19 protein-coding genes and 2 tRNA genes are annotated in these 19,716 nt (G+C 53.8%); 8 read left to right on the top strand and 13 right to left on the bottom strand.

Translation table 11 applies throughout. The features are described from left to right. Nucleotides 1–63: 63 nt before the first annotated feature. The 4 genes from PZA18_RS11635 to prfB all read right to left on the bottom strand — a co-directional run bounded on the left by PZA18_RS11635 (nt 64) and on the right by prfB (nt 3,419). Nucleotides 64–139, bottom strand: a tRNA-Thr gene (locus PZA18_RS11635). A 51-nt stretch (nt 140–190) separates the two neighbouring features. Further along, on the bottom strand, nt 191–1,693 hold the full coding sequence (gene lysS, locus PZA18_RS11630) for a lysine--tRNA ligase (RefSeq protein ID WP_284101012.1): 1,503 nt from the start codon (nt 1,691–1,693) through the stop codon (nt 191–193). A gap of 35 nt (nt 1,694–1,728) precedes the next feature. Beyond that, the gene (locus PZA18_RS11625; protein ID WP_284101011.1) at nt 1,729–2,244 is read right to left on the bottom strand and encodes a glycine cleavage system protein R; all 516 of its coding nucleotides are present in this window, start codon (nt 2,242–2,244) and stop codon (nt 1,729–1,731) included. A 70-nt stretch (nt 2,245–2,314) separates the two neighbouring features. Continuing rightward, a protein-coding gene (gene prfB, locus PZA18_RS11620) for a peptide chain release factor 2 (RefSeq protein ID WP_284101010.1) occupies nt 2,315–3,419 on the bottom strand; the annotation gives its coding sequence in 2 pieces (ribosomal slippage) (nt 2,315–3,337 and nt 3,339–3,419; 1,104 coding nt in all). A gap of 181 nt (nt 3,420–3,600) precedes the next feature. Between prfB and PZA18_RS11615 the strand changes: the two genes are divergently transcribed. Beyond that, on the top strand, nt 3,601–3,891 hold the full coding sequence (locus PZA18_RS11615) for a hypothetical protein (RefSeq protein ID WP_407951183.1): 291 nt from the start codon (nt 3,601–3,603) through the stop codon (nt 3,889–3,891). A 341-nt stretch (nt 3,892–4,232) separates the two neighbouring features. On the opposite strand, the gene PZA18_RS11610 is transcribed toward PZA18_RS11615, so the two are convergent. From PZA18_RS11610 to PZA18_RS11575, 8 genes are all read right to left on the bottom strand, one after another. After that, nucleotides 4,233–4,309, bottom strand: a tRNA-Ile gene (locus tag PZA18_RS11610). 15 nt (nt 4,310–4,324) lie between these two features. After that, the gene (gene rpoD / locus PZA18_RS11605) at nt 4,325–6,256 is read right to left on the bottom strand and encodes an RNA polymerase sigma factor RpoD (protein WP_284101009.1); all 1,932 of its coding nucleotides are present in this window, start codon (nt 6,254–6,256) and stop codon (nt 4,325–4,327) included. A 114-nt stretch (nt 6,257–6,370) separates the two neighbouring features. Continuing rightward, nucleotides 6,371–8,194 (bottom strand): DNA primase, encoded by a 1,824-nt coding sequence (dnaG, locus tag PZA18_RS11600; protein WP_284101008.1) that lies wholly within the window; start codon nt 8,192–8,194, stop codon nt 6,371–6,373. Nucleotides 8,195–8,219: 25 nt separating this feature from the next. Next, nucleotides 8,220–8,660, bottom strand: coding sequence for a GatB/YqeY domain-containing protein (locus PZA18_RS11595; protein ID WP_284101007.1), 441 nt, complete (start codon nt 8,658–8,660; stop codon nt 8,220–8,222). A 123-nt stretch (nt 8,661–8,783) separates the two neighbouring features. Then, a complete protein-coding gene (gene rpsU / locus PZA18_RS11590; protein ID WP_284101006.1) occupies nt 8,784–8,996 on the bottom strand; it encodes a 30S ribosomal protein S21 in 213 nt (70 codons plus the stop codon). Nucleotides 8,997–9,101: 105 nt separating this feature from the next. Next, complete coding sequence (gene rsgA, locus PZA18_RS11585; RefSeq protein WP_308447369.1) at nt 9,102–9,968, bottom strand: ribosome small subunit-dependent GTPase A; 867 nt, start codon at nt 9,966–9,968, stop codon at nt 9,102–9,104. A 3-nt stretch (nt 9,969–9,971) separates the two neighbouring features. Beyond that, the gene (locus PZA18_RS11580) at nt 9,972–10,292 is read right to left on the bottom strand and encodes a 4a-hydroxytetrahydrobiopterin dehydratase (protein ID WP_284101004.1); all 321 of its coding nucleotides are present in this window, start codon (nt 10,290–10,292) and stop codon (nt 9,972–9,974) included. Nucleotides 10,293–10,302: 10 nt separating this feature from the next. Then, the gene (locus tag PZA18_RS11575) at nt 10,303–11,778 is read right to left on the bottom strand and encodes a M48 family metallopeptidase (RefSeq protein WP_284101003.1); all 1,476 of its coding nucleotides are present in this window, start codon (nt 11,776–11,778) and stop codon (nt 10,303–10,305) included. On the opposite strand from PZA18_RS11575, the gene orn reads away from it, so the two are divergent. The 6 genes from orn (at nt 11,770) to PZA18_RS11545 (ending at nt 17,562) form a co-directional block, all read left to right on the top strand. Continuing rightward, nucleotides 11,770–12,321 carry an oligoribonuclease gene (orn, locus tag PZA18_RS11570; protein ID WP_284101002.1) on the top strand — a complete coding sequence of 184 codons (552 nt, stop codon included), beginning with the start codon at nt 11,770–11,772 and terminating at the stop codon, nt 12,319–12,321. The two genes, PZA18_RS11575 and orn, sit on opposite strands and share 9 nt — an antisense overlap. Further along, complete coding sequence (pgi, locus tag PZA18_RS11565) at nt 12,318–13,979, top strand: glucose-6-phosphate isomerase (RefSeq protein WP_284101001.1); 1,662 nt, start codon at nt 12,318–12,320, stop codon at nt 13,977–13,979. Before orn ends, pgi begins: the two co-directional genes overlap by 4 nt. Beyond that, complete coding sequence (locus PZA18_RS11560; protein ID WP_284101000.1) at nt 13,948–14,868, top strand: nicotinamide-nucleotide amidohydrolase family protein; 921 nt, start codon at nt 13,948–13,950, stop codon at nt 14,866–14,868. Before pgi ends, PZA18_RS11560 begins: the two co-directional genes overlap by 32 nt. Nucleotides 14,869–15,054: 186 nt before the next feature. After that, nucleotides 15,055–15,642 (top strand): Ntn hydrolase family protein, encoded by a 588-nt coding sequence (locus tag PZA18_RS11555; protein ID WP_284100999.1) that lies wholly within the window; start codon nt 15,055–15,057, stop codon nt 15,640–15,642. Further along, complete coding sequence (gene hslO / locus PZA18_RS11550) at nt 15,639–16,523, top strand: Hsp33 family molecular chaperone HslO (RefSeq protein WP_284100998.1); 885 nt, start codon at nt 15,639–15,641, stop codon at nt 16,521–16,523. Before PZA18_RS11555 ends, hslO begins: the two co-directional genes overlap by 4 nt. A 31-nt stretch (nt 16,524–16,554) precedes the next feature. Then, on the top strand, nt 16,555–17,562 hold the full coding sequence (locus PZA18_RS11545; RefSeq protein ID WP_284100997.1) for a potassium channel family protein: 1,008 nt from the start codon (nt 16,555–16,557) through the stop codon (nt 17,560–17,562). 18 nt (nt 17,563–17,580) lie between these two features. Here PZA18_RS11545 and PZA18_RS11540 read toward each other — a convergent pair whose 3' ends face one another. Beyond that, on the bottom strand, nt 17,581–18,048 hold the full coding sequence (locus PZA18_RS11540) for a PAS domain-containing protein (RefSeq protein ID WP_284100996.1): 468 nt from the start codon (nt 18,046–18,048) through the stop codon (nt 17,581–17,583). Nucleotides 18,049–18,650: 602 nt separating this feature from the next. On the opposite strand from PZA18_RS11540, the gene PZA18_RS11535 reads away from it, so the two are divergent. Continuing rightward, nucleotides 18,651–19,382 (top strand): substrate-binding periplasmic protein, encoded by a 732-nt coding sequence (locus tag PZA18_RS11535; protein ID WP_284100995.1) that lies wholly within the window; start codon nt 18,651–18,653, stop codon nt 19,380–19,382. Nucleotides 19,383–19,716: the final 334 nt, after the last annotated feature.

The following is a 19,716-nucleotide window of genomic DNA, read 5'->3' as shown; positions in this document are numbered from 1 at the left end:
CCCCTTGAAACCGAGCAGTATCAAGGGGTTTGTCTGTTTCTACCCAACTCGTAAAAGTTTGGGTGGTGCCGTTGAGGTGAATCGAACACCCGACCTACTGATTACGAATCAGTTGCTCTACCAACTGAGCTACAACGGCGAAGAGCCGCACATTATATCGGGCGGTTCTTGTTTATACAACGCTACTAGCTTACTCCGGGCGCATCTGGGGGAACAGGATGACGTCGCGAATGGAGGGGGCGTCGGTCAACAGCATGACCAGACGGTCGATGCCAATGCCACAACCACCTGTCGGGGGCATGCCATATTCCAGCGCACGGATGTAGTCGGCATCGTAGTGCATGGCTTCGTCGTCGCCAGCGTCCTTTTGCTTGACTTGATCCAGGAAGCGCTCGGCCTGGTCTTCCGGGTCGTTGAGTTCGGAGAAGCCGTTGGCTAATTCGCGGCCAACAACGAACAACTCGAAACGCTCGGTAACACCAGGACGGCTGTCGGAGCCGCGTGCCAAAGGCGAGATTTCGACCGGGTAGTCGATAATGTAGGTGGGTTCCCACAGTTTGGTTTCGGTGGTTTCCTCGAACAGGCTGAATTGCAGACCGGCGATGCCATCGGTGACAAACAGCTTGCCACCCAGCCTTTCGATTTCTGCCTTGAGCCAAGCGCGATCGTTCAGCTGTTCCTCGGTGTATTGCGGGTTGTACTTGATGATGGCCTGCACGACGGTAAGGCGCTCGAATGGCTTTGAGAGGTCAACAATCTTGCCTTGGTATTCGACGACGGCATGGCCGTGAACCGCTCGTGCTGATTCGCGAATGACGTGTTCAGTCAGCTCCATCATCCGGCGGTAGTCGGCGTAGGCTTCGTAGAACTCCATCATGGTGAATTCGGGGTTGTGACGGGTACTCATGCCCTCGTTACGGAAGTTGCGGTTGATTTCAAACACACGCTCCATACCGCCCACCACCAGCCGCTTCAGGTATAACTCTGGGGCAATTCGCAGGAATAGCGGCATGTCCAGGGTGTTGTGATGTGTAACGAAAGGCTTGGCAGCGGCACCGCCGGGGATGACGTGCATCATTGGCGTTTCAACTTCGAGGTAACCCTCGCCAACCATGACTTCGCGCACCTTTTGCACAATCTTCGAGCGATTGACGAAGGTGGCGCGACTGTTTTCGTTGGTGATCAGATCAAGGTAGCGCTGACGATACTTTTGCTCCTGATCCGACAGACCATACCAGTCACCTGGCAGGGGGCGCAGGGATTTGGTCAGGAGGCGCAGTTCGCTGACTTTGATGGTGAGTTCACCGGTCTTGGTTTTGAACAGCAGGCCCTTGGCGCCAAGGATGTCGCCGAGGTCCCAGTGTTTGAAGCTGCCATGTACGGCTTCGCCAACGCCATCGTTGCTGATGAACAGCTGGATACGGGCGGAACCATCCTGAATCGTGGCGAAGCTGGCTTTACCCATCACACGTTTCAACATCATGCGGCCGGCTACGGCAACTTCGACGCCAGCGGCTTCGAGTTCTTCGGCAGTTTTCTCACCATATTTGGCGTGCAGCAGGGCGGCCAGGTCGCGGCGCTCGAAATCGTTAGGGAAGGCAACTCCCGATTTGCGGATTTCAGCCAGTTTGGCGCGGCGTTCGGCGATGATGTGATTGTCGTCTTGGGGTAGGGCTTGCGTTTCTTCGCTCATGGTACAGGTCTGTTTACGGTAAATAATTCAGGGTTTCAGGCGGATTCGCCTAGGGTGATGTCTACGATCAGGTCATTCGATAGCCGCTCCAGATCGCGCTGCAGGGCGGTGGTGTCGAAACCCTCGGCCACGGTCAGTTCAGCGGCGGCATGGAACAGCATCTCTGCGGACATGGCAGCGCTGCTGGTATGGGTGGCAAGCTTTTCGACATTGACGGCGTGGCGAGCCAAGGCTTGCGATACTTCGCGGACGATGCCAATCCGGTCTAGGCCTACCAGTGACAAGGTCAGGCGACGGGCGCTGCGATTTGTACATTCATCCGAGAGCTCGGCGGTTACCTTGAGTGACGGAAGGGCGCCGAGTGCTTCGCGCAGGCTGGCAACTTTGTCAGCGGGTACGCCCACTTTGACAATGCCGGCAAATTTTCCGGCCAGCCGCGACATGCTGCCTTCGAGCCAGTTGCCACCTTGTGCGCTAATGGCAGCGGACAATTGTTCGACCAGGCCGGGTTTGTCATCACCGATGACGGTCACGATCAGGAATTGAGACATGATGCGGTTCTCCGGGAAAAAGTGGGAAGGCCTGCGCCGGGAACCGGCGGGTGGGCGCAGGCGGTGGCGTTTAGACGCCTTGCTTCAGGCTGGCTTCGATAAAGCCGTCAAGGTCGCCATCCATCACACCCTTAATGTTGCCAACTTCGTAGCCGGTACGCAGATCTTTAATGCGTGACTGGTCGAAGACGTAAGAGCGGATCTGGTGGCCCCAACCCACATCGGACTTGGTGGCTTCGAGGGCCTGCTTTTCTTCATTGCGCTTGCGCATTTCCAGCTCGTAGAGCCGTGCTTTCAGCATCTGCATGGCTTCGTCACGATTGCGGTGTTGCGAGCGGTCGTTCTGGCACTGTACCACGATGCCTGTTGGCAGGTGGGTCATACGGACGGCAGAGTCCGTCTTGTTGATGTGCTGACCGCCTGCGCCGCTAGCGCGAAAGGTGTCGATGCGCAGGTCTGCCGGGTTGATGTCGATCTCGATACTGTCATCGACTTCAGGGTAGACAAAGACCGACGAGAAAGAGGTATGGCGACGGGCATTCGAGTCGAACGGTGATACCCGCACCAGCCGATGCACGCCAGTTTCCGTGCGCATAAAGCCATATGCGTATTCGCCAGTGATCTTGAGGGTGGCACTGGTAATACCCGCCACTTCGCCTTCCGATACTTCGATGACTTCTACGGTGAAACCTTTGCGCTCACAGTAGCGCATATACATACGATGCAGCATACCCGCCCAGTCTTGGGCTTCGGTGCCGCCAGCGCCAGACTGGATGTCCAGAAAGCAGGCATTGGGGTCCATCGGGTTGGAGAACATCCGCTTGAATTCGAGGTCAGCTACTTTGGCCTCGATGTCTGCGACGTCAAGGGCAACGGCTTCGAGGGTATCGTTGTCGTTTTCTTCACGCCCCATAGTGAAGAGATCGCGGCTGTCTGCAATGGTCTGGGCGATGCTGTCGATGTTGACGACTACGCCTTCGAGCAACTTGCGTTCACGACCCAGCTCCTGAGCACGTTTGGCGTCGTTCCAGATGTCCGGATCTTCAGTCAGGCGGGTGACTTCTTCTAGGCGATCTTTCTTGTTGGCGTAGTCAAAGATACCTCCGCAGTTCTTCGTTACGGGTGGCCAGGTCGGCCAGTTGGCTTTCAATCTGATTGATGCGTTCGGCTTCCATGTTCATGCTCCCTGATCGGGCTTGCGGAAAACCGGTAATTATAACCTAGGTTCTGTTGACATTAGGCTCACAGTCGCGCCAGGCTGAGTTTTGGGGTGTGGCTAGGCAGGGTAAGTGAAGCTTAGTAGGCTAAATAAGCGAACCCTAGCGAGGCCAACTCAAAAATCGACCCCAGCCTTGGGTGGCCATTGCCGCAAAGCGGCTTGCAGCCACGACATCCCCCTTGCAGGGAGGCAGGGCGTTCGAGGCCAGCTCCAAATTGCCGTATGAGCCGCAAGGGCAATTGCTGGAATATGCAGTGATGGGGCGCTTTTTACTTAGTCTAAAAATGGAGCGTATCTGGCGACAGAATTATGCCAATCAGGATGAGGCCATTCGTGATATTGCCGACTACATTATTGAGTCCCCCAACACTCGCCAGTTGTACTCCAAATTGGCTTACCAGCCTCCCAACGCTTTCGAGCGGAAATGACTGGTCATCCATCTATCACAGCGTCCGAAATAACTTGATCACTACTGCTACGCAAACGCTTCGATAAAGCCAAAGAGGCAGCAATACTTGCCTCGCCTAAACCAGCTACCGCGATTGAACGGGTTCAATTTCGAGATCTCCGGGCAAGGATCGGAACGAAAAATCTGAGCAGGCCGGTAATATTCGCGACACAGAAACAGCTTAGGCATCGTTCATTTAACAATGACGGAACACTATGCTTGCAATCGAAAAGATAACCCAATCGACCCCACCAAATAGAGATTTGCGGAGCAAAAAACAAAACAAGCACTTAGTTTTTTACGCTAAGTGCTTGTTTTATTTGGTGGGCCCGCAGGGACTTGAACCCTGGACCAAAGGATTATGAGTCCTCTGCTCTGACCAACTGAGCTACAGGCCCCAAAACTACTCTACATTAAGTAATCTCATTTCCGTTCGCATCAAGGAAACTACGTAACCGCTCAGAACGAGTTGGATGGCGTAGCTTTCGCAATGCTTTGGCTTCAATTTGACGGATACGCTCACGAGTAACATCAAACTGCTTACCAACTTCCTCCAGAGTATGATCAGTATTCATTTCAATACCAAAACGCATACGCAACACTTTTGCCTCACGCGGGGTCAATGTATCCAACACCTCACGCGTCGCATCACGTAAACTCGCATACACCGCAGCCTCAACTGGCGCCATGGTCACAGAGTCCTCAATGAAATCCCCTAGATGCGAATCATCGTCATCACCAATCGGGGTTTCCATGGAAATCGGCTCTTTTGCGATCTTGAGAATTTTTCGAATCTTCTCCTCAGGCATTTCCATTCGATCTGCAAGCAACGCTGGATCTGGTTCAACCCCGGTTTCCTGCAAAATTTGCCTGCTAATGCGGTTCATTTTATTGATCGTTTCGATCATATGAACCGGAATTCGAATGGTTCGCGCCTGATCAGCAATCGAACGAGTAATTGCCTGACGAATCCACCATGTAGCGTATGTAGAGAACTTATACCCACGGCGATATTCAAACTTATCTACTGCTTTCATTAAACCGATATTGCCTTCCTGAATCAAATCAAGGAACTGCAAGCCACGGTTCGTATATTTCTTGGCAATCGAGATAACCAGACGCAAGTTGGCTTCAATCATCTCCCGCTTGGCGCGGCGGGCTTTTGCCTCGCCCGTCGACATTTGCCGATTAATCTCTTTAAGATCTTTAATCGGAATCATCGCACGCTTTTGCAGTTCCGCCAATTTGGACTGCTTTTCCATAATGGCATGCTGATAGCGATTTAATACGGGAGAATAGAGCTTGCCTGCGCTAATTTCCTGAGACACCCAGCTCAGATTATCTTCATTCCCAGGAAATACCTTGATGAAATGATCGCGAGGCATTTTAACCTTTTGCACGCAAATGTCCATAATTTCGCGCTCATATCCGCGAACTTCATCGACCATGCTGCGCAACTGATCGCACAATGCTTCAACTTGACGCGCAGAAAAGCGAATCTTCATGAATTCAGCAGAAATCTGAGACTGCAATTCAAGGTGACGCTTATTCTGAGTGCCGGGCTTTGCCAAAACCTTACACATTTCATCAAATAATTCACGAATTAATTGGAAATGCTCTTTAGCCTGAGCCTTCAACTCTTCAAGATTAGCATTCGAGACAGCGCTACCACCTTCGCCATCCTCATCCTCCTCTTCAGCGCCCGCATCAACCGCCAAATCCTCGTCGTTTTCAGGTTCTGCAATTTCAACAGGCTCTTCTTCCTCAACTGCATTCGGATCGATAAATCCATCAATAACTTCATCAATGCGGATTTCATCTACCAAAGCCCGATCCACCAAGCTGAGGATTTGTCCAATTGTCGTTGGGCAGGCCGAAATGGCCTGAATCATGTGTTTGAGGCCTTCTTCGATCCTCTTGGCGATTTCAATTTCGCCTTCACGCGTCAGCAACTCCACTGAGCCCATCTCACGCATATACATGCGCACCGGGTCAGTCGTTCGACCGAATTCGGAGTCCACCGTAGACAGCGCTGCCTCTGCCTCTTCTACAGCATCGTCATCCGCCACGGACGGTGTTGAGTCTGACATCAACAACGTCTCGGCATCAGGGGCTTCATCGTAAACCTGAATGCCCATATTGGTGATCATGCTGATAACGCCTTCGATTTGTTCGGCGTCCAGCATGTCTTCTGGCAAATGATCGTTGATTTCAGCGTAAGTCAGGTAGCCACGTTCCTTTCCGAGAACGATCAAGTTCTTGAAACGAGCTTTGCGTACTTCGGCGTCCATTTTTGTGTCGGATTGCCGACCTTCGAGCTTGTCGATATCTTGATCTGCCGCCATGTGTGATCTCGGTACCTGAAATTGAAACGGGAAAACCGCGAATTATATCGCAATCCTTGCCATGTTTGCCAGTAAAAATAATCCTGCAGATATGGTATGTCCTGCGAGGGGGGATCAGACCTTAGCGTCACGAGCAGACAGCAATAACATCCGATATTCGTCTCGTTCTGCGTCGGTCAATCCGCCATGAGCGGCCTTGTATTCGAGCTGACCTTTACGATCCAGTGTAGATGGTCGGCTCAGGCTTTGCCGGTAGATGGCCTGTTGGGCCAGCCACTCTGCCTGCAGCTCTTCTTGCCCGAACCTCTCGAACAGGCTCAGGCTTTCAGATAGAACTTGGCCCAAATCCAAGTCACCACATTGCCTCTGAATAGCTTCAATAGCATTCGCGCCATTGAGTATATTTGGGTTGCGCTGGGTAAATTCAAGGAGTAAAGCCAATGCCTGCAATTCCTGCGAGTCCACCTCTCCAAGTGCAACAGGTGCTGATTGCAGCAGCTGCGGGGCAAGCAATGCCAGCTGCAATAGCCGTCGCTCAACCGGGACCAGTGGGCGTCGAATAATCTTTGGCCGTACCTTTGTTGCGTCTTTATTCCAGCGGAATTTTGCTGTCGGAAACGTCGCAGAAGGGGAAGCTTTCTCACCAAAAGCCAACCTCAATTCGTCGTTTTCGATCCCCGCCCTCTCTGCCACCGCCTTGCGCAGCATGGTTCTCAGTGCTGGTGCCCGAATAGCTTCTGTCAGCGGCTTTGCAAGATGAAGAAAGCGGGCACGCCCTTCGCTGGTATCCAGATCGGCTTGGTTCGACAATTCGCGCACAGCAAAGGTTACAAATCCAATAGCCTCTAGATTGATCAAGTCCTCGAACGCCTCTTTGCCGAACTGCTTTACATAGCTGTCCGGATCATGCTCTGCCGGAAGCAACAAGAATGAGATGGATTTTCCATCTACAACTTGCGGCAGGCAATTCTCGAGGGCCCGCCACGCTGCCTTGCGTCCCGCAGAGTCGCCATCAAAACAGAAGATCACCTCATCGGCCAACCTAAACAAACGTCGCACGTGATCCGGGGTACAAGCCGTCCCTAAAGTGGCTACCGAATATTCAACACCATGCTGGGCCAGTGCGACCACATCCATATACCCCTCAACCACCAGAACTTTGTCGTGATCGCGGATGGCCTGACGGGCTTGCGGCAAGCCATACAGCTCTTTACCCTTCTCAAAAACTGCCGTTTCCGGGGAATTCAGATACTTTGGATCACCCTTCCCTCCCGAAGCACTTACCAGAACCCTGCCGCCGAAGCCGACAACCTGCCCTTTTTGATCAAATATGGGGAACATGATCCGGTCACGAAATCGGTCATATCTCCTGCCCTTTTCTTCGCTGTCGATCACCAATCCCGCATCTAGCAAAATGGTACTGTTGCCATAATCAGTAAAAACGACTTGCAGATTCTGCCAACCAGCTGGCGCAAAGCCCAATCCAAATTTTGCGGCCACTTTCCCGGACAGGCCACGTTGCTTAAGGTACTCAATGGCAGCAGGTGAACGCTTCAGCTGCTCGCGGTAGTAGTGCATCGCCGCAGTTAACGCCTCCACCAGCGTAGGGCGCTTGCTCTCAACAACAGATCGCCCCTGCTCTGGCTGGTTCTTTGGTACTTGCATACCGACCGACTCAGCAAGCTGAGTCACAGCATCCACAAAACCAAGGCCGCTATACTCCATGAGGAAGCCCAACGCCGAACCGTGCGCACCACAACCAAAGCAGTGGTAAAACTGCTTGGTTGGGCTAACCGTAAAAGATGGGGACTTTTCTTTATGGAATGGGCAGCAGGCTTGGTAATTCTGGCCTGCCTTCTTGAGAGGAACGTATTTATCCACCACGTCAACAATATCAACGCGGTTGAGCAAATCCTGAATAAAGTCCTCTGGGATCACGGGGTTTGTTCCGGCTAGATTTTTATCAAGCCATCTTGGCCTTAACCATTGCAGATACAGCCGCCAAATCAGTCTTGCCTGCCAACTGCAGCTTCAAGGCGGCCATAATTTTACCCATGGCAGCTGGTGTCTTGCCGTGTTCGGCGATTACAGCATCTACCGCGGCAGCCACTTCCGCTTCTGACAACTGTGCTGGCATATACCCCATAAGAATCGTCATTTCCAGCCGTTCTTGATCTGCCAGATCAGTACGATTTGCCGCCTCATACTGGGTAATGGAGTCGCGACGCTGCTTCAGCATCTTGTCGATGATGGCAACAATATCCGTATCGGTCAGCTCGACTCTTTCATCAACTTCTTTTTGCTTCATTGCTGCCAGCAAAAGGCGAATAGTGGACAAGCGCGAGGTATCCTTCTCGCGCATGGCAGTTTTCATGTCATCGGTAACTTGTTGCTTGAGGCTCATGACTCGTCCTTGTTTCAAAGTTGTTGGTTTCGAGCTTTCAAATGCAGAAGGCCGGGTGGTTGCCCACTCGGCCTTCGCATTTACTGGTAGAACCAGCCAAGTCGGCAAAGCCGACGGGGATGCTTAATACAGCTTCGGCGGCAGCATTTGGCTGCGGAGACGCTTGTAGTGGCGCTTTACAGCAGCGGCGAGCTTACGCTTACGCTCGGCAGTTGGCTTCTCGTAGAACTCGCGTGAGCGCAGTTCTGTGAGCAAACCGGTTTTTTCCACCGCGCGCTTGAATCGGCGCATCGCTACTTCAAAGGGTTCATTTTCCTTTACGCGAACACTAGGCATCTGTATCAGTCCTGTCTTTCTATGGTAGTTAGTCGGATAGAAATGGGATTCTAGCAGCGATTCACTGAGAAAACAAAACCAAACATCGACGATTTGGCTAAAACGTCAAGATGAAACTTCATCAAACAGTGCCTGCAGCAGTGACAAGCGCTGCGGTAACACCAATCCCTGATCACGTGCCGCCTGTAATGCACAGCCAGGCTCTGCCTTGTGGCGACAGTTGTGAAAACGACACTCGCCAAGATAGGGGCGGAACTCCGGGAACATGCGGGTCAGTTCGTCAACTTTCAAATGTCTGAGGCCAAATTCCTGCATGCCGGGAGAGTCGATCAGTTCGCCACCGTCAGGTAAGTGGTAAAGGCTGGCATGGGTAGTCGTGTGCTTGCCTGAATCCAGTGCCGTGGAAATCTCTGCCGTCCTGACATCCTGGCCCGGCAGCAAGGCGTTGACCAATGTTGACTTGCCCATACCCGATTGCCCAACCAAGGCCGAGACTTCCCCCTGCAGGGCGTGACGTAGCGGTGCGATATCACCCTTTGCAGACAGTTCGATCATCGAGTACCCCAAAGCGAGGTACGGTTGCAGCAGCTTACGCAAGACATCGAACTCTGGAAGGTCTGACTTGTTCGCCACAATCAATGCCTTGATGCCAACCGCCTCCGCAGCAAGCAAGCAACGACTGATCAGCTCTTCATAACAACTGGGTACCGGGGCGGTCACAATGACGATTTGGGTGACATTGGCAGCAATCAATTTCTCCCGCCACAAGTCAGACCGATAGAGCAAACTCTCACGCGCCAACAGCTTTTCAATGACAGCCTGCTCTGCATTCAGTACTTTGACTTCCACCCAATCACCGCAGGCAAAGTGGGTTTTCTTGCCACGAACAGAAGCAGAAAGCCGCCGATCATCCGGCAACTCAACGATATAAGACTTGCCGTGGCTGGCAACAATGCGGGCACGCTGAGTCATCATTTATGCCGGAAAATCAAGGGCATCAACTTTTGCGGCGCAAATGAAGTCATTGCGGGACAACCCATCAACCGAGTGGGTTGCAAATTCAACTTTGCAGCTGTTGTAAGTCACATACATCTCGGGGTGATGATCTTCACGGTGGGCAATCCATGCCAATGCATTGACGAATGCCAATGTCTCGTAATAGTTGGCAAAACGATGCAGCTTTACCAGCTTCCCCTCTTCGACGACCCATCCATTCAACTGATCAAGCAGCGACGGCAACGCCTCTACAGAAATCGGATCAACAGTGGCCAGACAGCGTTCCTGAGCAAGTGACATGAAATGGCTCCTAAGCAATCTTCTTGAGCGCAGCGACACGAATCGCCGCAGGTGGATGGGAATCGTAAACTGCGGAATGCAGGGGATCTGGTGTCACCGTATTGGCGTTATCACGGTAGAGCTTGACCAAGCCAGAGATCAACGCCTGGGCACTCGACTGACTCGCCGCATACGCATCGGCTTCAAATTCATGTCTGCGAGACAAAAGACTGCTGATCGGATCAAGCATGAAAGTGAAAACCGGCAACACCAGCATAAACAGCATCAAGGCAGCAGCGGTGCTGGGTTGCGCAACCCCCAGCCCTTCGTAGAACCAGGCAGATTGCTTGAGCAGACCCAACACAAACATAAAGACGAATGCTGAGCCATATAGCATGACCATACGCTTGATGATGTGGTGACGTCGATAATGGCCAAGTTCGTGCGCCAACACCGCTTCGATCTGTTCGGGCGATAACTTTTCGATCAAGGTGTCGTAAAAAACGATCCGTTTATTGCGGCCAAAACCAGAAAAATAGGCATTGCTGTGAGCCGAGCGCCTGGATCCGTCCATGACAAAGACGCCATTGCTTGAAAAGCCACAGCGCTTGAGCAATCCCTCAATCCGCGCTTTGAGAGCAACATCTTCCAGAGGTACGAACTTATTGAAAATCGGCGCAATGAAGTGCGGGTAAATCGCCATGATCAACAAGCCAAAAATTACCCAGACGGCCCAAGCGTATACCCACCAATAGGCTCCCATCCTTTCCATCAACCAGATGATGACCGTCACCAGCGGTATGCCAAAAACCCAGCCCAAACTAATGGATTTGAGTACATCAATCGTGAGTATTTTTACAGTGGTTTTGTTAAAACCAAATCGCTGTTCCAGCCCAAAAGTGGAATACAGTGACCATGGCATCGAAAACAAAGCTGTCGACAACACAACCGCGAAGACCAAAGCCGTTCCAGACAGCACCCCCAATGAGAGGTATTTATGCCAAAACAAATCAAGTGAAGCATACCCCCCAAACAGTTTCATTCCGATCAGAACAAGCAAAGACCAAGGCAATGACAACAGAGTAGTAACGGTGGATAGCGTAGCCATGGGAACAAGCCAGTAGGGAGACTCTGGACTGAACACGCTGCGGCACCAGCCGTCAAGCAACCCAACCCCGCCGCCCAGTGTCAACCCAAGCAAAACCAATCCATCCCAAAGGGTCATGGCCATTGCCAGTTTTGACTTGGCGATGGTGTAGCTCGCAGCCTTCTGGTGTTCCGCCAAAGTAATGCTTTCGGCAAATTCCGAGGGAACGGCGTGGCGATGGCGATCCACATGATGTATGTGTCGCCACTTCAGCCCCAGCTGAACCAATGTGTATAACGCAAGAACAATAAGAAACAGATTTGTAAAGCCAGATGAGGTCATGCTGACGTTGGCAAGCCGCTTATGCGAAAATAATCGGCTTTTTCTAGAAAATTTGACAGGCTGCGGATTATGGCACAAGACCCCACACACCTCATCTGGATCGACATGGAAATGACTGGTCTCCAGCCAGACAGCGACCGGATCATTGAAGTCGCCATCGTAGTCACCGACTCGCAACTCAATACGGTTGCCGAAGCCCCCGTGCTGGTTGTTCATCAATCAGATGCCGTACTCGACGGCATGGATGACTGGAACAAGAACACCCATGGCCGCTCAGGCCTCATTGACAAAGTAAAGGCTTCGACGCTGAGCGATGCCATGGTTGAGCAACAGATGCTCGACTTTCTCGCCCCGCACATTCCCAAGGGTAGCTCACCCATGTGCGGTAACTCGATTTGCCAGGATCGCCGCTTCCTTGCACGCTGGATGCCACAGCTGGAAGCACATTTCCACTATCGCAACCTTGATGTTTCGACACTGAAAGAGTTGATGAAGCGCTGGCGGCCAGACTTGGCCAAGGGCTTGGTCAAGCACGGCAAGCACGAGGCTCTGGCTGATATTTATGAGTCGATAGACGAACTCAAGTATTACCGGGAGCATTTCCTCAAGGTGCCAGCGTGAGCTTGATCAGCCACTCTGCCGAGTGGGCTGCACTGACCCAGCACCAGCAGTCTCTTGCCCAGACCTCAATGCGGGAGCTGTTTGCAGCCAACCCTCTGCGTTTTGAACAGTTCTCGCTACAGCTTGATGGCCTGTTGTTTGACTTCTCGAAGCATCGGATCACGTCTGAAACCAAGGATCTGTTGTTGTCGCTGGCAAGACAGGCGGGATTGCCTGAGTGGATGCAAGCGCTAAAGCAGGGGGAAAAAGTCAATCGCTCAGAAGGACGGGCCGCCCTGCACCACGCCCTGCGCTTTCGGCCGGATTCTGGCCTTCCACTAACCGGGGACGGTATTCATGCCAAGATTCTGGCCGTACGCCAGCAAATGCAGCAATTCGTTCAAGCGATTCGCTGTGGCGAGCGGCTGGGTTATGACGGTCAGGCCATCACGGATCTGGTCCACATTGGCATTGGCGGGTCGGACCTGGGCCCCAGACTGGCTGCGGAGGCTTTGCGCCCGTTTCTGACGGGCGGGCCACGGTTGCACTTTGTCGCCAATCTCGATGGCGGAGAGCTGGCCCGAACGCTGGCCGGACTGAATCCAGCAACCACACTGTTTGCGGTGGTATCGAAGACCTTTACGACCCTGGAAACGGCCACCAATGCCCAGTCAGCCCGCAATTGGCTGCTACAGTCGTCGTCGGCTGCAAACGTATCACAGCACTTTGTCGCCATTACCACCAACCGTCAGGCCGCCGAACAGTTTGGCGTCGCCCCCGAGAACATCTTTGCATTCTGGGAGTGGGTAGGGGGTCGATATTCAGTTTGGTCGGCAGTCGGGCTGTCGCTGGCTTGCGGCTTGGGCTGGGAAGGCTTTGAAGCCTTTCTGGAGGGCGCGGCTGCGATGGATGCGCATTACTTCAACACCCCCCTTGATCAGAACCTGCCGGTACTGATGGCCTTGCTGTCCATCTGGTACATCAGTTTCTGGGGAGCAGAAAGCCACGCCCTGGTGCCTTATGACGACCGACTGGCACGTTTCCCTGCCTACTTGCAGCAGATGGATATGGAAAGCAACGGCAAACGGGTATCGACTGAAGGCGTCGCGCTTGATCATGCAAGCGGCGCCATCATCTGGGGCGAAGTGGGTAGCAATAGCCAGCACGCCTTTTTCCAGCTATTGCATCAAAGTCAACGTCTGGTGCCTATCGACTTCATCGTGTCGGCACGCCCCTCTCACTCCCTGCCAGACCACCATCCGCAGCTCGTTGCCAACTGCCTGGCGCAGAGCGAAGCACTGATGTGGGGCAAGACCGAAGCCGAGGTTCGGGCAGAACTCCGTGCCAATGGTTTGCCTGAAGAGGAGATCGAGCGGCTGACCCCGCATAAGGTCTGCCCAGGCAATCAGCCTTCCAGCACATTGCTTTTCAGTGAACTATCACCCTATACACTGGGTATGCTGATGGCGCTGTACGAGCACAAGATCTGCAGTCAGGCTGCCATTTGGGGCATCAACCCCTTCGACCAATGGGGAGTCGAGTTTGGCAAACAGCTGGCCAAGAAGATCGTTCCTGAGCTCATTTCCCCCCATGCGGCAACAGAACATGACGCATCCACCAATGGCTTGATAGCCGCATACCGGCGCTATGTCGAACTTTCTGGCACATCCCAACAGTAACGAACTCGCCGGTCTTGCCGGTCATCTTGGTGATTGTCTGCTACAGCGAGGCTGGATGCTGACGGTCGCCGAGTCTTGCACCGGCGGTGGCATGGGCGAGGTCTTGACCGCGATTGCCGGTAGCTCGCGCTGGTTTGTTGGGGGGGTCATCGCCTACGCCAACTCGATCAAGACAGACTGGCTGGGGGTACTCCCGACCACACTGGCTGGCTTTGGCGCTGTCAGCAATGCCACGGCGGGAGAAATGGCCTGTGGTGCCCTGTACCGCTGCGGCGCCAATCTGGCGGTTTCGATCACCGGCATCGCCGGCCCGGAGGGTGGCACGGTCGAAAAGCCTGTGGGGACAGTATGCTTTGGTTTTGCAACTTCGGAGAAAATCGAAACAGAAACCAAGCATTTCCATGGAGACCGGCAATCTGTACGCAAGCAGGCCGTCGCTTACGCCTTGCAGCGGGCCATCCAGATTGCCGGCGGCAAACTGCCCGAGCATTCCGGCCCGGACTGGCTTGGCGAAGTCATTGCCTTGCATCGCTTCTTTCAAGACTGGTATAGCGGAGCGATCCCCAAGTCCGAAGCAACACTCAATCGCATCCGCCAAGTATGGCGACAGGATTTTCGCCTGGTAGCGCCAGATGGTTCTGTACACTCGGCGGGACATTATCTGGACTGTCTACCCGAGCAGCATGGCAGCCTGCCGGGGCTTGTGATCAGCATCAAATCGCCCCAAGTAATCTGGCGGGAGTCGGGCAATTGCATGGTGCGGTATCGCGAGCGTCATTCCGACGAGAAGCCATCCCGCATTTGTACCGCCCTGCTCGCGGCGGAGCCGACTGCACCACTTGGCGTCATCTGGCGCCACCTGCACGAGACCACAAGTAGCGCGTTCTGAGACTCTGTTGACGTTTTGTCTTCAGTCGCATCGATCGAGTGCCTGTGTTCCGACCCAGATGCTACGTACTCAGCCCGGTGCCAGGCTTGTGTTGAGCACACCCGCCCACATTTGTTTGCAAGCCGGTCAATGTCCAAGATGCCCCTAATGGGCATCGCATACAAAGATCTGCCTTCAGGACTACCCATGACCACTATTGTTGTTGTACGCAAGAATCAACAGATCGCCATTGCTGCCGATAGCCAGAGCACTTTTGGCGATACCCGGCTAGGCGCACGCTTTGATGCCTGGCCGGATAAGATTTTCCAAGCTCATGACAGCTACTTCGCCATCTGCGGTGCGGCAGCGCATGATCTGGTGCTCCAGTCCGCACTGGGGCGCACCCGTAATCTGGATTTTCAAAGTCGGGTGAACGTCTTCGAGAGCTTCAGAAAGCTACATCCCAAGCTCAAGGAAGATTTTTTCCTGCAAACCGATGAGGAAGAAAATGATCCTTATGAATCGAGCCAGATGACCGTGTTGATCGCCAACAGGGGCGGCATCTTCGGTGTCTTTTCGATGCGGGAAGTTTATGAATACCGCCAGTTCTGGGCGATTGGCAGTGGCCGCGATTATGCCTTGGGTGCTATGCATGCCATATATGGTCAACCTGAGCTGACCGCCGCCGATATCGCCCGGATTGGCATCGAAGCGGGTTGCGAGTTTGATATCAACTCTGCATCCCCTTGCACGCTTTACACGGTCAACATCGACCAAGACAAGGAAACACCATGAGTCAAGATACCCTGCAGCGATTTCTGTTTGAAGGCGCGCCAGTGCGCGGTGAAATCGTGCAACTGTCCGATAGTTGGCGTGAAATTGTGTCGCGCCGCGCATTTCCGGCACCGCTACACCAGCTGGTTGGCGAGCTGACCGCTGCAGCCACCCTGCTATCGGCCACCCTTAAATTTGAAGGGTCACTGGTCATGCAATTTCATGGCACCAGCTTGATCAAGCTCATCGCCATTGAATGCGAGTCTGATCTGACAGTCCGCGCCACCGCGCAGTGGGAGCACGATGCCGATTGGTCGGCCGCAGCAGGCGTTACCCTGCCCGCATTGCTGGGTCGAGGACGTTGCGTGCTGACGCTGGATCCGAAAGACGGCGGCCAGACCTACCAGGGCGTTGTCGGTCTCGACGGGAATAGCGTGGCAGAGATCATCGAGCACTATATGCAGCGTTCGGAACAACTGGATACCCGCATCTGGCTGGCCTGTGAGGGCGAGCGCGCTGCTGGCTTGCTGATTCAAAAACTGCCCGCCGGGCATGGCGACCCGGACGCCTGGAACCGGATTGGTCATCTGGCTTCCACCATTACATCGAACGAGTTGCTGCAGCTGCCATCACTGGAGGTGCTGCATCGCCTGTTCCACGAAGAAACCGTTCGTCTACTGGGTGAGACACACCCTCACTTCGGCTGCCGGTGCTCGCGGGAACGGGTGGGCAATATGCTGAAACTGGTCGGGCAGGAAGAAGCTGACGCCATTCTGGCGGAGCAGGCGCAGGTGGAGGTCCGTTGCGAATTCTGCAACCAGGCATATGCCTTCGACGCCGTAGACGTTGCCCAGCTCTTTGCTGCCGACTCGGTCATCAGCGCCACCAGTACTCGACACTAACCCGATTGCATCACAGCTTATGCACTCACCCATGCGCCAGATCTATACCCAGATTTTCCGCCTGTCTCTGCTGACCAGTGCCGTACTGGTCTTTGGCAGTGCCGGCTATGTCTGGGTTGAAGACTGGTCTTGGTTTGATGGGCTTTACATGACGGTCATCACGCTGGCGACGATTGGCTATGGCGAAACCCACCCCCTCACCCATGAGGGCAGGCTGTTCACCATTGTGCTGATTTTGTTCGGCTCGGGCGTGCTGCTGTATTCCGTGACATCGCTAGCGGCTTTGGTCATTGAAGGAGAGTTAACCCATGCGATTCGGAGAACCAAGATGACCAAAGCCATCAACCGGCTGTCAGGCCATTACATCGTCTGCGGTTATGGCTCGACAGGCTTCTATGCCGTTGAGGAACTTGAAAAGACAGGCCGCCACTATGTCGTGGTAGAAGCCGATCCAGCCAAGATCCAGAGCCTGCGTGACCGTGGCATCCTGACTATCGAAGGTGACGCCACCCAGGACGAGGCATTGCTTCAGGCCGGTGTGGCACGGGCTGCCGGCCTGATTGCGACACTGCACACCGATGCAGACAACCTGTTTCTGGTATTGACCGCCAAAGGCCTGAACAAGGATATGCGCATCATCGCCAAAGCGGTGGACGAGTCATCGCAACAGAAATTGCGTTCCGTCGGCGCAGATGGTGTGGTCCTCCCCAACTTCATTGGTGGCTTGCGCATGGTGTCGGAACTGGTACGGCCATCGGTAGTGACCTTTCTGGACATGATGCTACGTGCTAAGGATCAGTCCATCCGTGTGGAGGAAATCGGCATTCCGCACAATTCCCCTCATATCGGCCGGTCTCTGGATGAGCTGAATCTGCTGGATGTCGAAGGCGTATCGCTGGTGGCAGTGCATCGAACTGGTGGATCGGGCTACCACTTCAACCCCTCCCCCACTATGCGGATTGAGTCGGGAGACATGCTGATCATGATGGGCGAGTCGTCCAGAATCGCCCAGCTCGCCAGCAACCTTTCTATTGGGTGACGCGCCGAAGGAGGTAAGTCACCCCACTCTCCCATCCTCGAAGTCCCCCTCCACGCCGCAGACCGCCATGGGCTGCCCGTCGGCATCCAGCACTGCAAATTTAATGTTTCGTTTAACCACGTCCGGCAAGCGCGGCTGTCCTAGCAGGACGTTACGATCGTCCTGGCGTTCACTGGCAGACAGTTCCGCACTCATTAGCTCGCTGTCCGTCTGGCCCAGGCACGATTCCCCCAAGCTGATCTTCGCCCGCTGGTTTACCAGGACGTAACGCCCTGCCAGATCTTTGACCCAGATAGCAACGGGGGCGGCATCAAGTGTCGCCTGCCACAAACGCCTGTCACGTTGCCAGACCCTGTCCTGAATATCCATGGTAGCCATCAGTTCGTTGAATATTTCGGCCAGTTGTGGCTGGGAAGCATGGTCAGCCAACCGCAGACGTGCAGCAAAATCACCCTCCTGCATCGCTTGCCGCAGAGCGATCACCATCTCACTCTGCTGTTTTCGAATACTTGCCCTCTGCCAGAATCCTCCTGCACACACCCCAATCACCAAGCCTAGCAGCCAGGTCACAGCCACCGGCCATGTCCTCGGCTCAGCCGTCGCAGCATTGCCATAGCATGGCCAGAGTGCGGCAGCCCCAACCAACCCTCGCTGCAGCGCGATTATCAATGTCCCTTGGTTTGCGCTCATCACCCTCTCATCACGACTCAATAAGCTCCATCACTTGCTTGCCACTGGTGGCTGTTCAAAACCTGAGCACATCAATGCAAGCGGTTGCCACCCCGCCATATGGTCTTCTTTGATTTAACAGTGTCAAACAACCTATCACCACTTATCATGGGGATCCGACAAAATCACCTTGACTCTCTACACTTCTATAGATGGCAACGTCGGTGAGCACCTGGGCTGAATCGCAAAGCACTGCAACCGTCCGACTTTTCAACCACGCAGAATGGAGGAGTAGCTGTCGTACATTCAATCTGTGTGCCCCGTCACTTACGTAACGATCACTCGCCACAGATCATTAAACAGTCATAACTCAGCACTCATCACGCAATCCACGCCAGCAGATAAAGTGGGGACCAGCTATGCCAAAACTGCAAACCGTCTTCGCGTGTACGACCCTGCTATGGGGGGTGTGTGCCGCATCGCCCCTTTTGGTTACGCTGAACACTGAGGACTCACCCCCTTTCAATATGCTGGTCGATGGCAAAATCGTCGGCATTGCCGCTGACAAGGTACGCCTGATGATGGAAAAGACCGGTATACGCTACCAGATCGACTTGTTGCCTTGGCGCCGCGCTTATGAGATGGCGCTGACACAGAAGCTGACTTGCGTCTTTGCAACGACCCGCACCAAAGAACGCGAACCGCTATTCAAGTGGATTGGGCCACTCGCCTCCACCGACTGGGTGCTTTACGGCAAAGCTGAACGGAAAATCTCTTTGCGATCGCTGGAAGATGCCCGCGCTTATGTAATTGGCACGTATAACGGAGACATTCGGGATAATTACTTCCGGAGCAAGGGCTATCGGGTAGACACGGCACCGGATGACAATCTCAATCCTGGTAAGCTGATGGCAGGTCGGATTGATCTATGGGCATCTGGACGCTACGAAGGCGCCCAACTGCTGGCTAGACGCGGCCTGGCAGGAGACATTATGCCCTTGCTCTCGTTTAATCATGCCGACCTCTATCTGGCCTGTAATCTCGAAGCTCCGGACAGCTTGATCCGTCAAATGGAAAATGCCTTAAACACCCTGATTCAGGATGGTACAAGCGCGAGAATTGATCGACTTTACGACCACCGCTCTCCGTGAAAATCTCGCCAATGACGTAGCGCTGTTGACGTTTTGCTTCTGGTTACGCCGAATGAGTTTCGGGGTTGGGCAATAGCCACGAGGCATAGCCCATTGAGGTTAATGTGCCAAAATTCCAACCACTACACACAGCAGGGTGATTACAGCTGAGCGAACCCTCACAGCGCCATACTCAAAAATCGACCCCGGCCCTTGCGTGGCAGTTGCTGCAAAGCGTCGCACTTTTCGCCTTGCACTAGACCCCAATCCAACGAAACACGGCCCGAAGACAAAAATGTCAACCGAGCCTATTGTTGCTGAAGCAGGAATAGATAAAAAAATCGGCGCACACGGC

It is taken from the genome of Parachitinimonas caeni, from assembly GCF_030129945.1.
GTDB classification, from domain to species: Bacteria; Pseudomonadota; Gammaproteobacteria; order Burkholderiales; family Chitinimonadaceae; genus Parachitinimonas; species Parachitinimonas caeni.
Note: the sequence above shows the minus strand (reverse complement) of the source record. Positions and strands in the feature narration are given on the sequence as shown.

Bases quoted from the DNA above. Each gene is read 5' to 3' on its own strand.
- lysS (WP_284101012.1), bottom strand. From the start codon at position 1,693: ATGAGCGAAGAAACGCAAGCCCTACCCCAAGACGACAATCACATCATC.
- PZA18_RS11625 (WP_284101011.1), bottom strand. From the start codon at position 2,244: ATGTCTCAATTCCTGATCGTGACCGTCATCGGTGATGACAAACCCGGC.
- rpoD (WP_284101009.1), bottom strand. From the start codon at position 6,256: ATGGCGGCAGATCAAGATATCGACAAGCTCGAAGGTCGGCAATCCGAC.
- PZA18_RS11595 (WP_284101007.1), bottom strand. From the start codon at position 8,660: ATGAGCCTCAAGCAACAAGTTACCGATGACATGAAAACTGCCATGCGC.
- rpsU (WP_284101006.1), bottom strand. From the start codon at position 8,996: ATGCCTAGTGTTCGCGTAAAGGAAAATGAACCCTTTGAAGTAGCGATG.
- rsgA (WP_308447369.1), bottom strand. From the start codon at position 9,968: ATGACTCAGCGTGCCCGCATTGTTGCCAGCCACGGCAAGTCTTATATC.
- PZA18_RS11580 (WP_284101004.1), bottom strand. From the start codon at position 10,292: ATGTCACTTGCTCAGGAACGCTGTCTGGCCACTGTTGATCCGATTTCT.
- orn (WP_284101002.1), top strand. From the start codon at position 11,770: ATGGCACAAGACCCCACACACCTCATCTGGATCGACATGGAAATGACT.
- PZA18_RS11560 (WP_284101000.1), top strand. From the start codon at position 13,948: ATGTCGAACTTTCTGGCACATCCCAACAGTAACGAACTCGCCGGTCTT.
- PZA18_RS11555 (WP_284100999.1), top strand. From the start codon at position 15,055: ATGACCACTATTGTTGTTGTACGCAAGAATCAACAGATCGCCATTGCT.
- hslO (WP_284100998.1), top strand. From the start codon at position 15,639: ATGAGTCAAGATACCCTGCAGCGATTTCTGTTTGAAGGCGCGCCAGTG.
- PZA18_RS11545 (WP_284100997.1), top strand. From the start codon at position 16,555: ATGCGCCAGATCTATACCCAGATTTTCCGCCTGTCTCTGCTGACCAGT.
- PZA18_RS11540 (WP_284100996.1), bottom strand. From the start codon at position 18,048: ATGGTGATCGCTCTGCGGCAAGCGATGCAGGAGGGTGATTTTGCTGCA.
- PZA18_RS11535 (WP_284100995.1), top strand. From the start codon at position 18,651: ATGCCAAAACTGCAAACCGTCTTCGCGTGTACGACCCTGCTATGGGGG.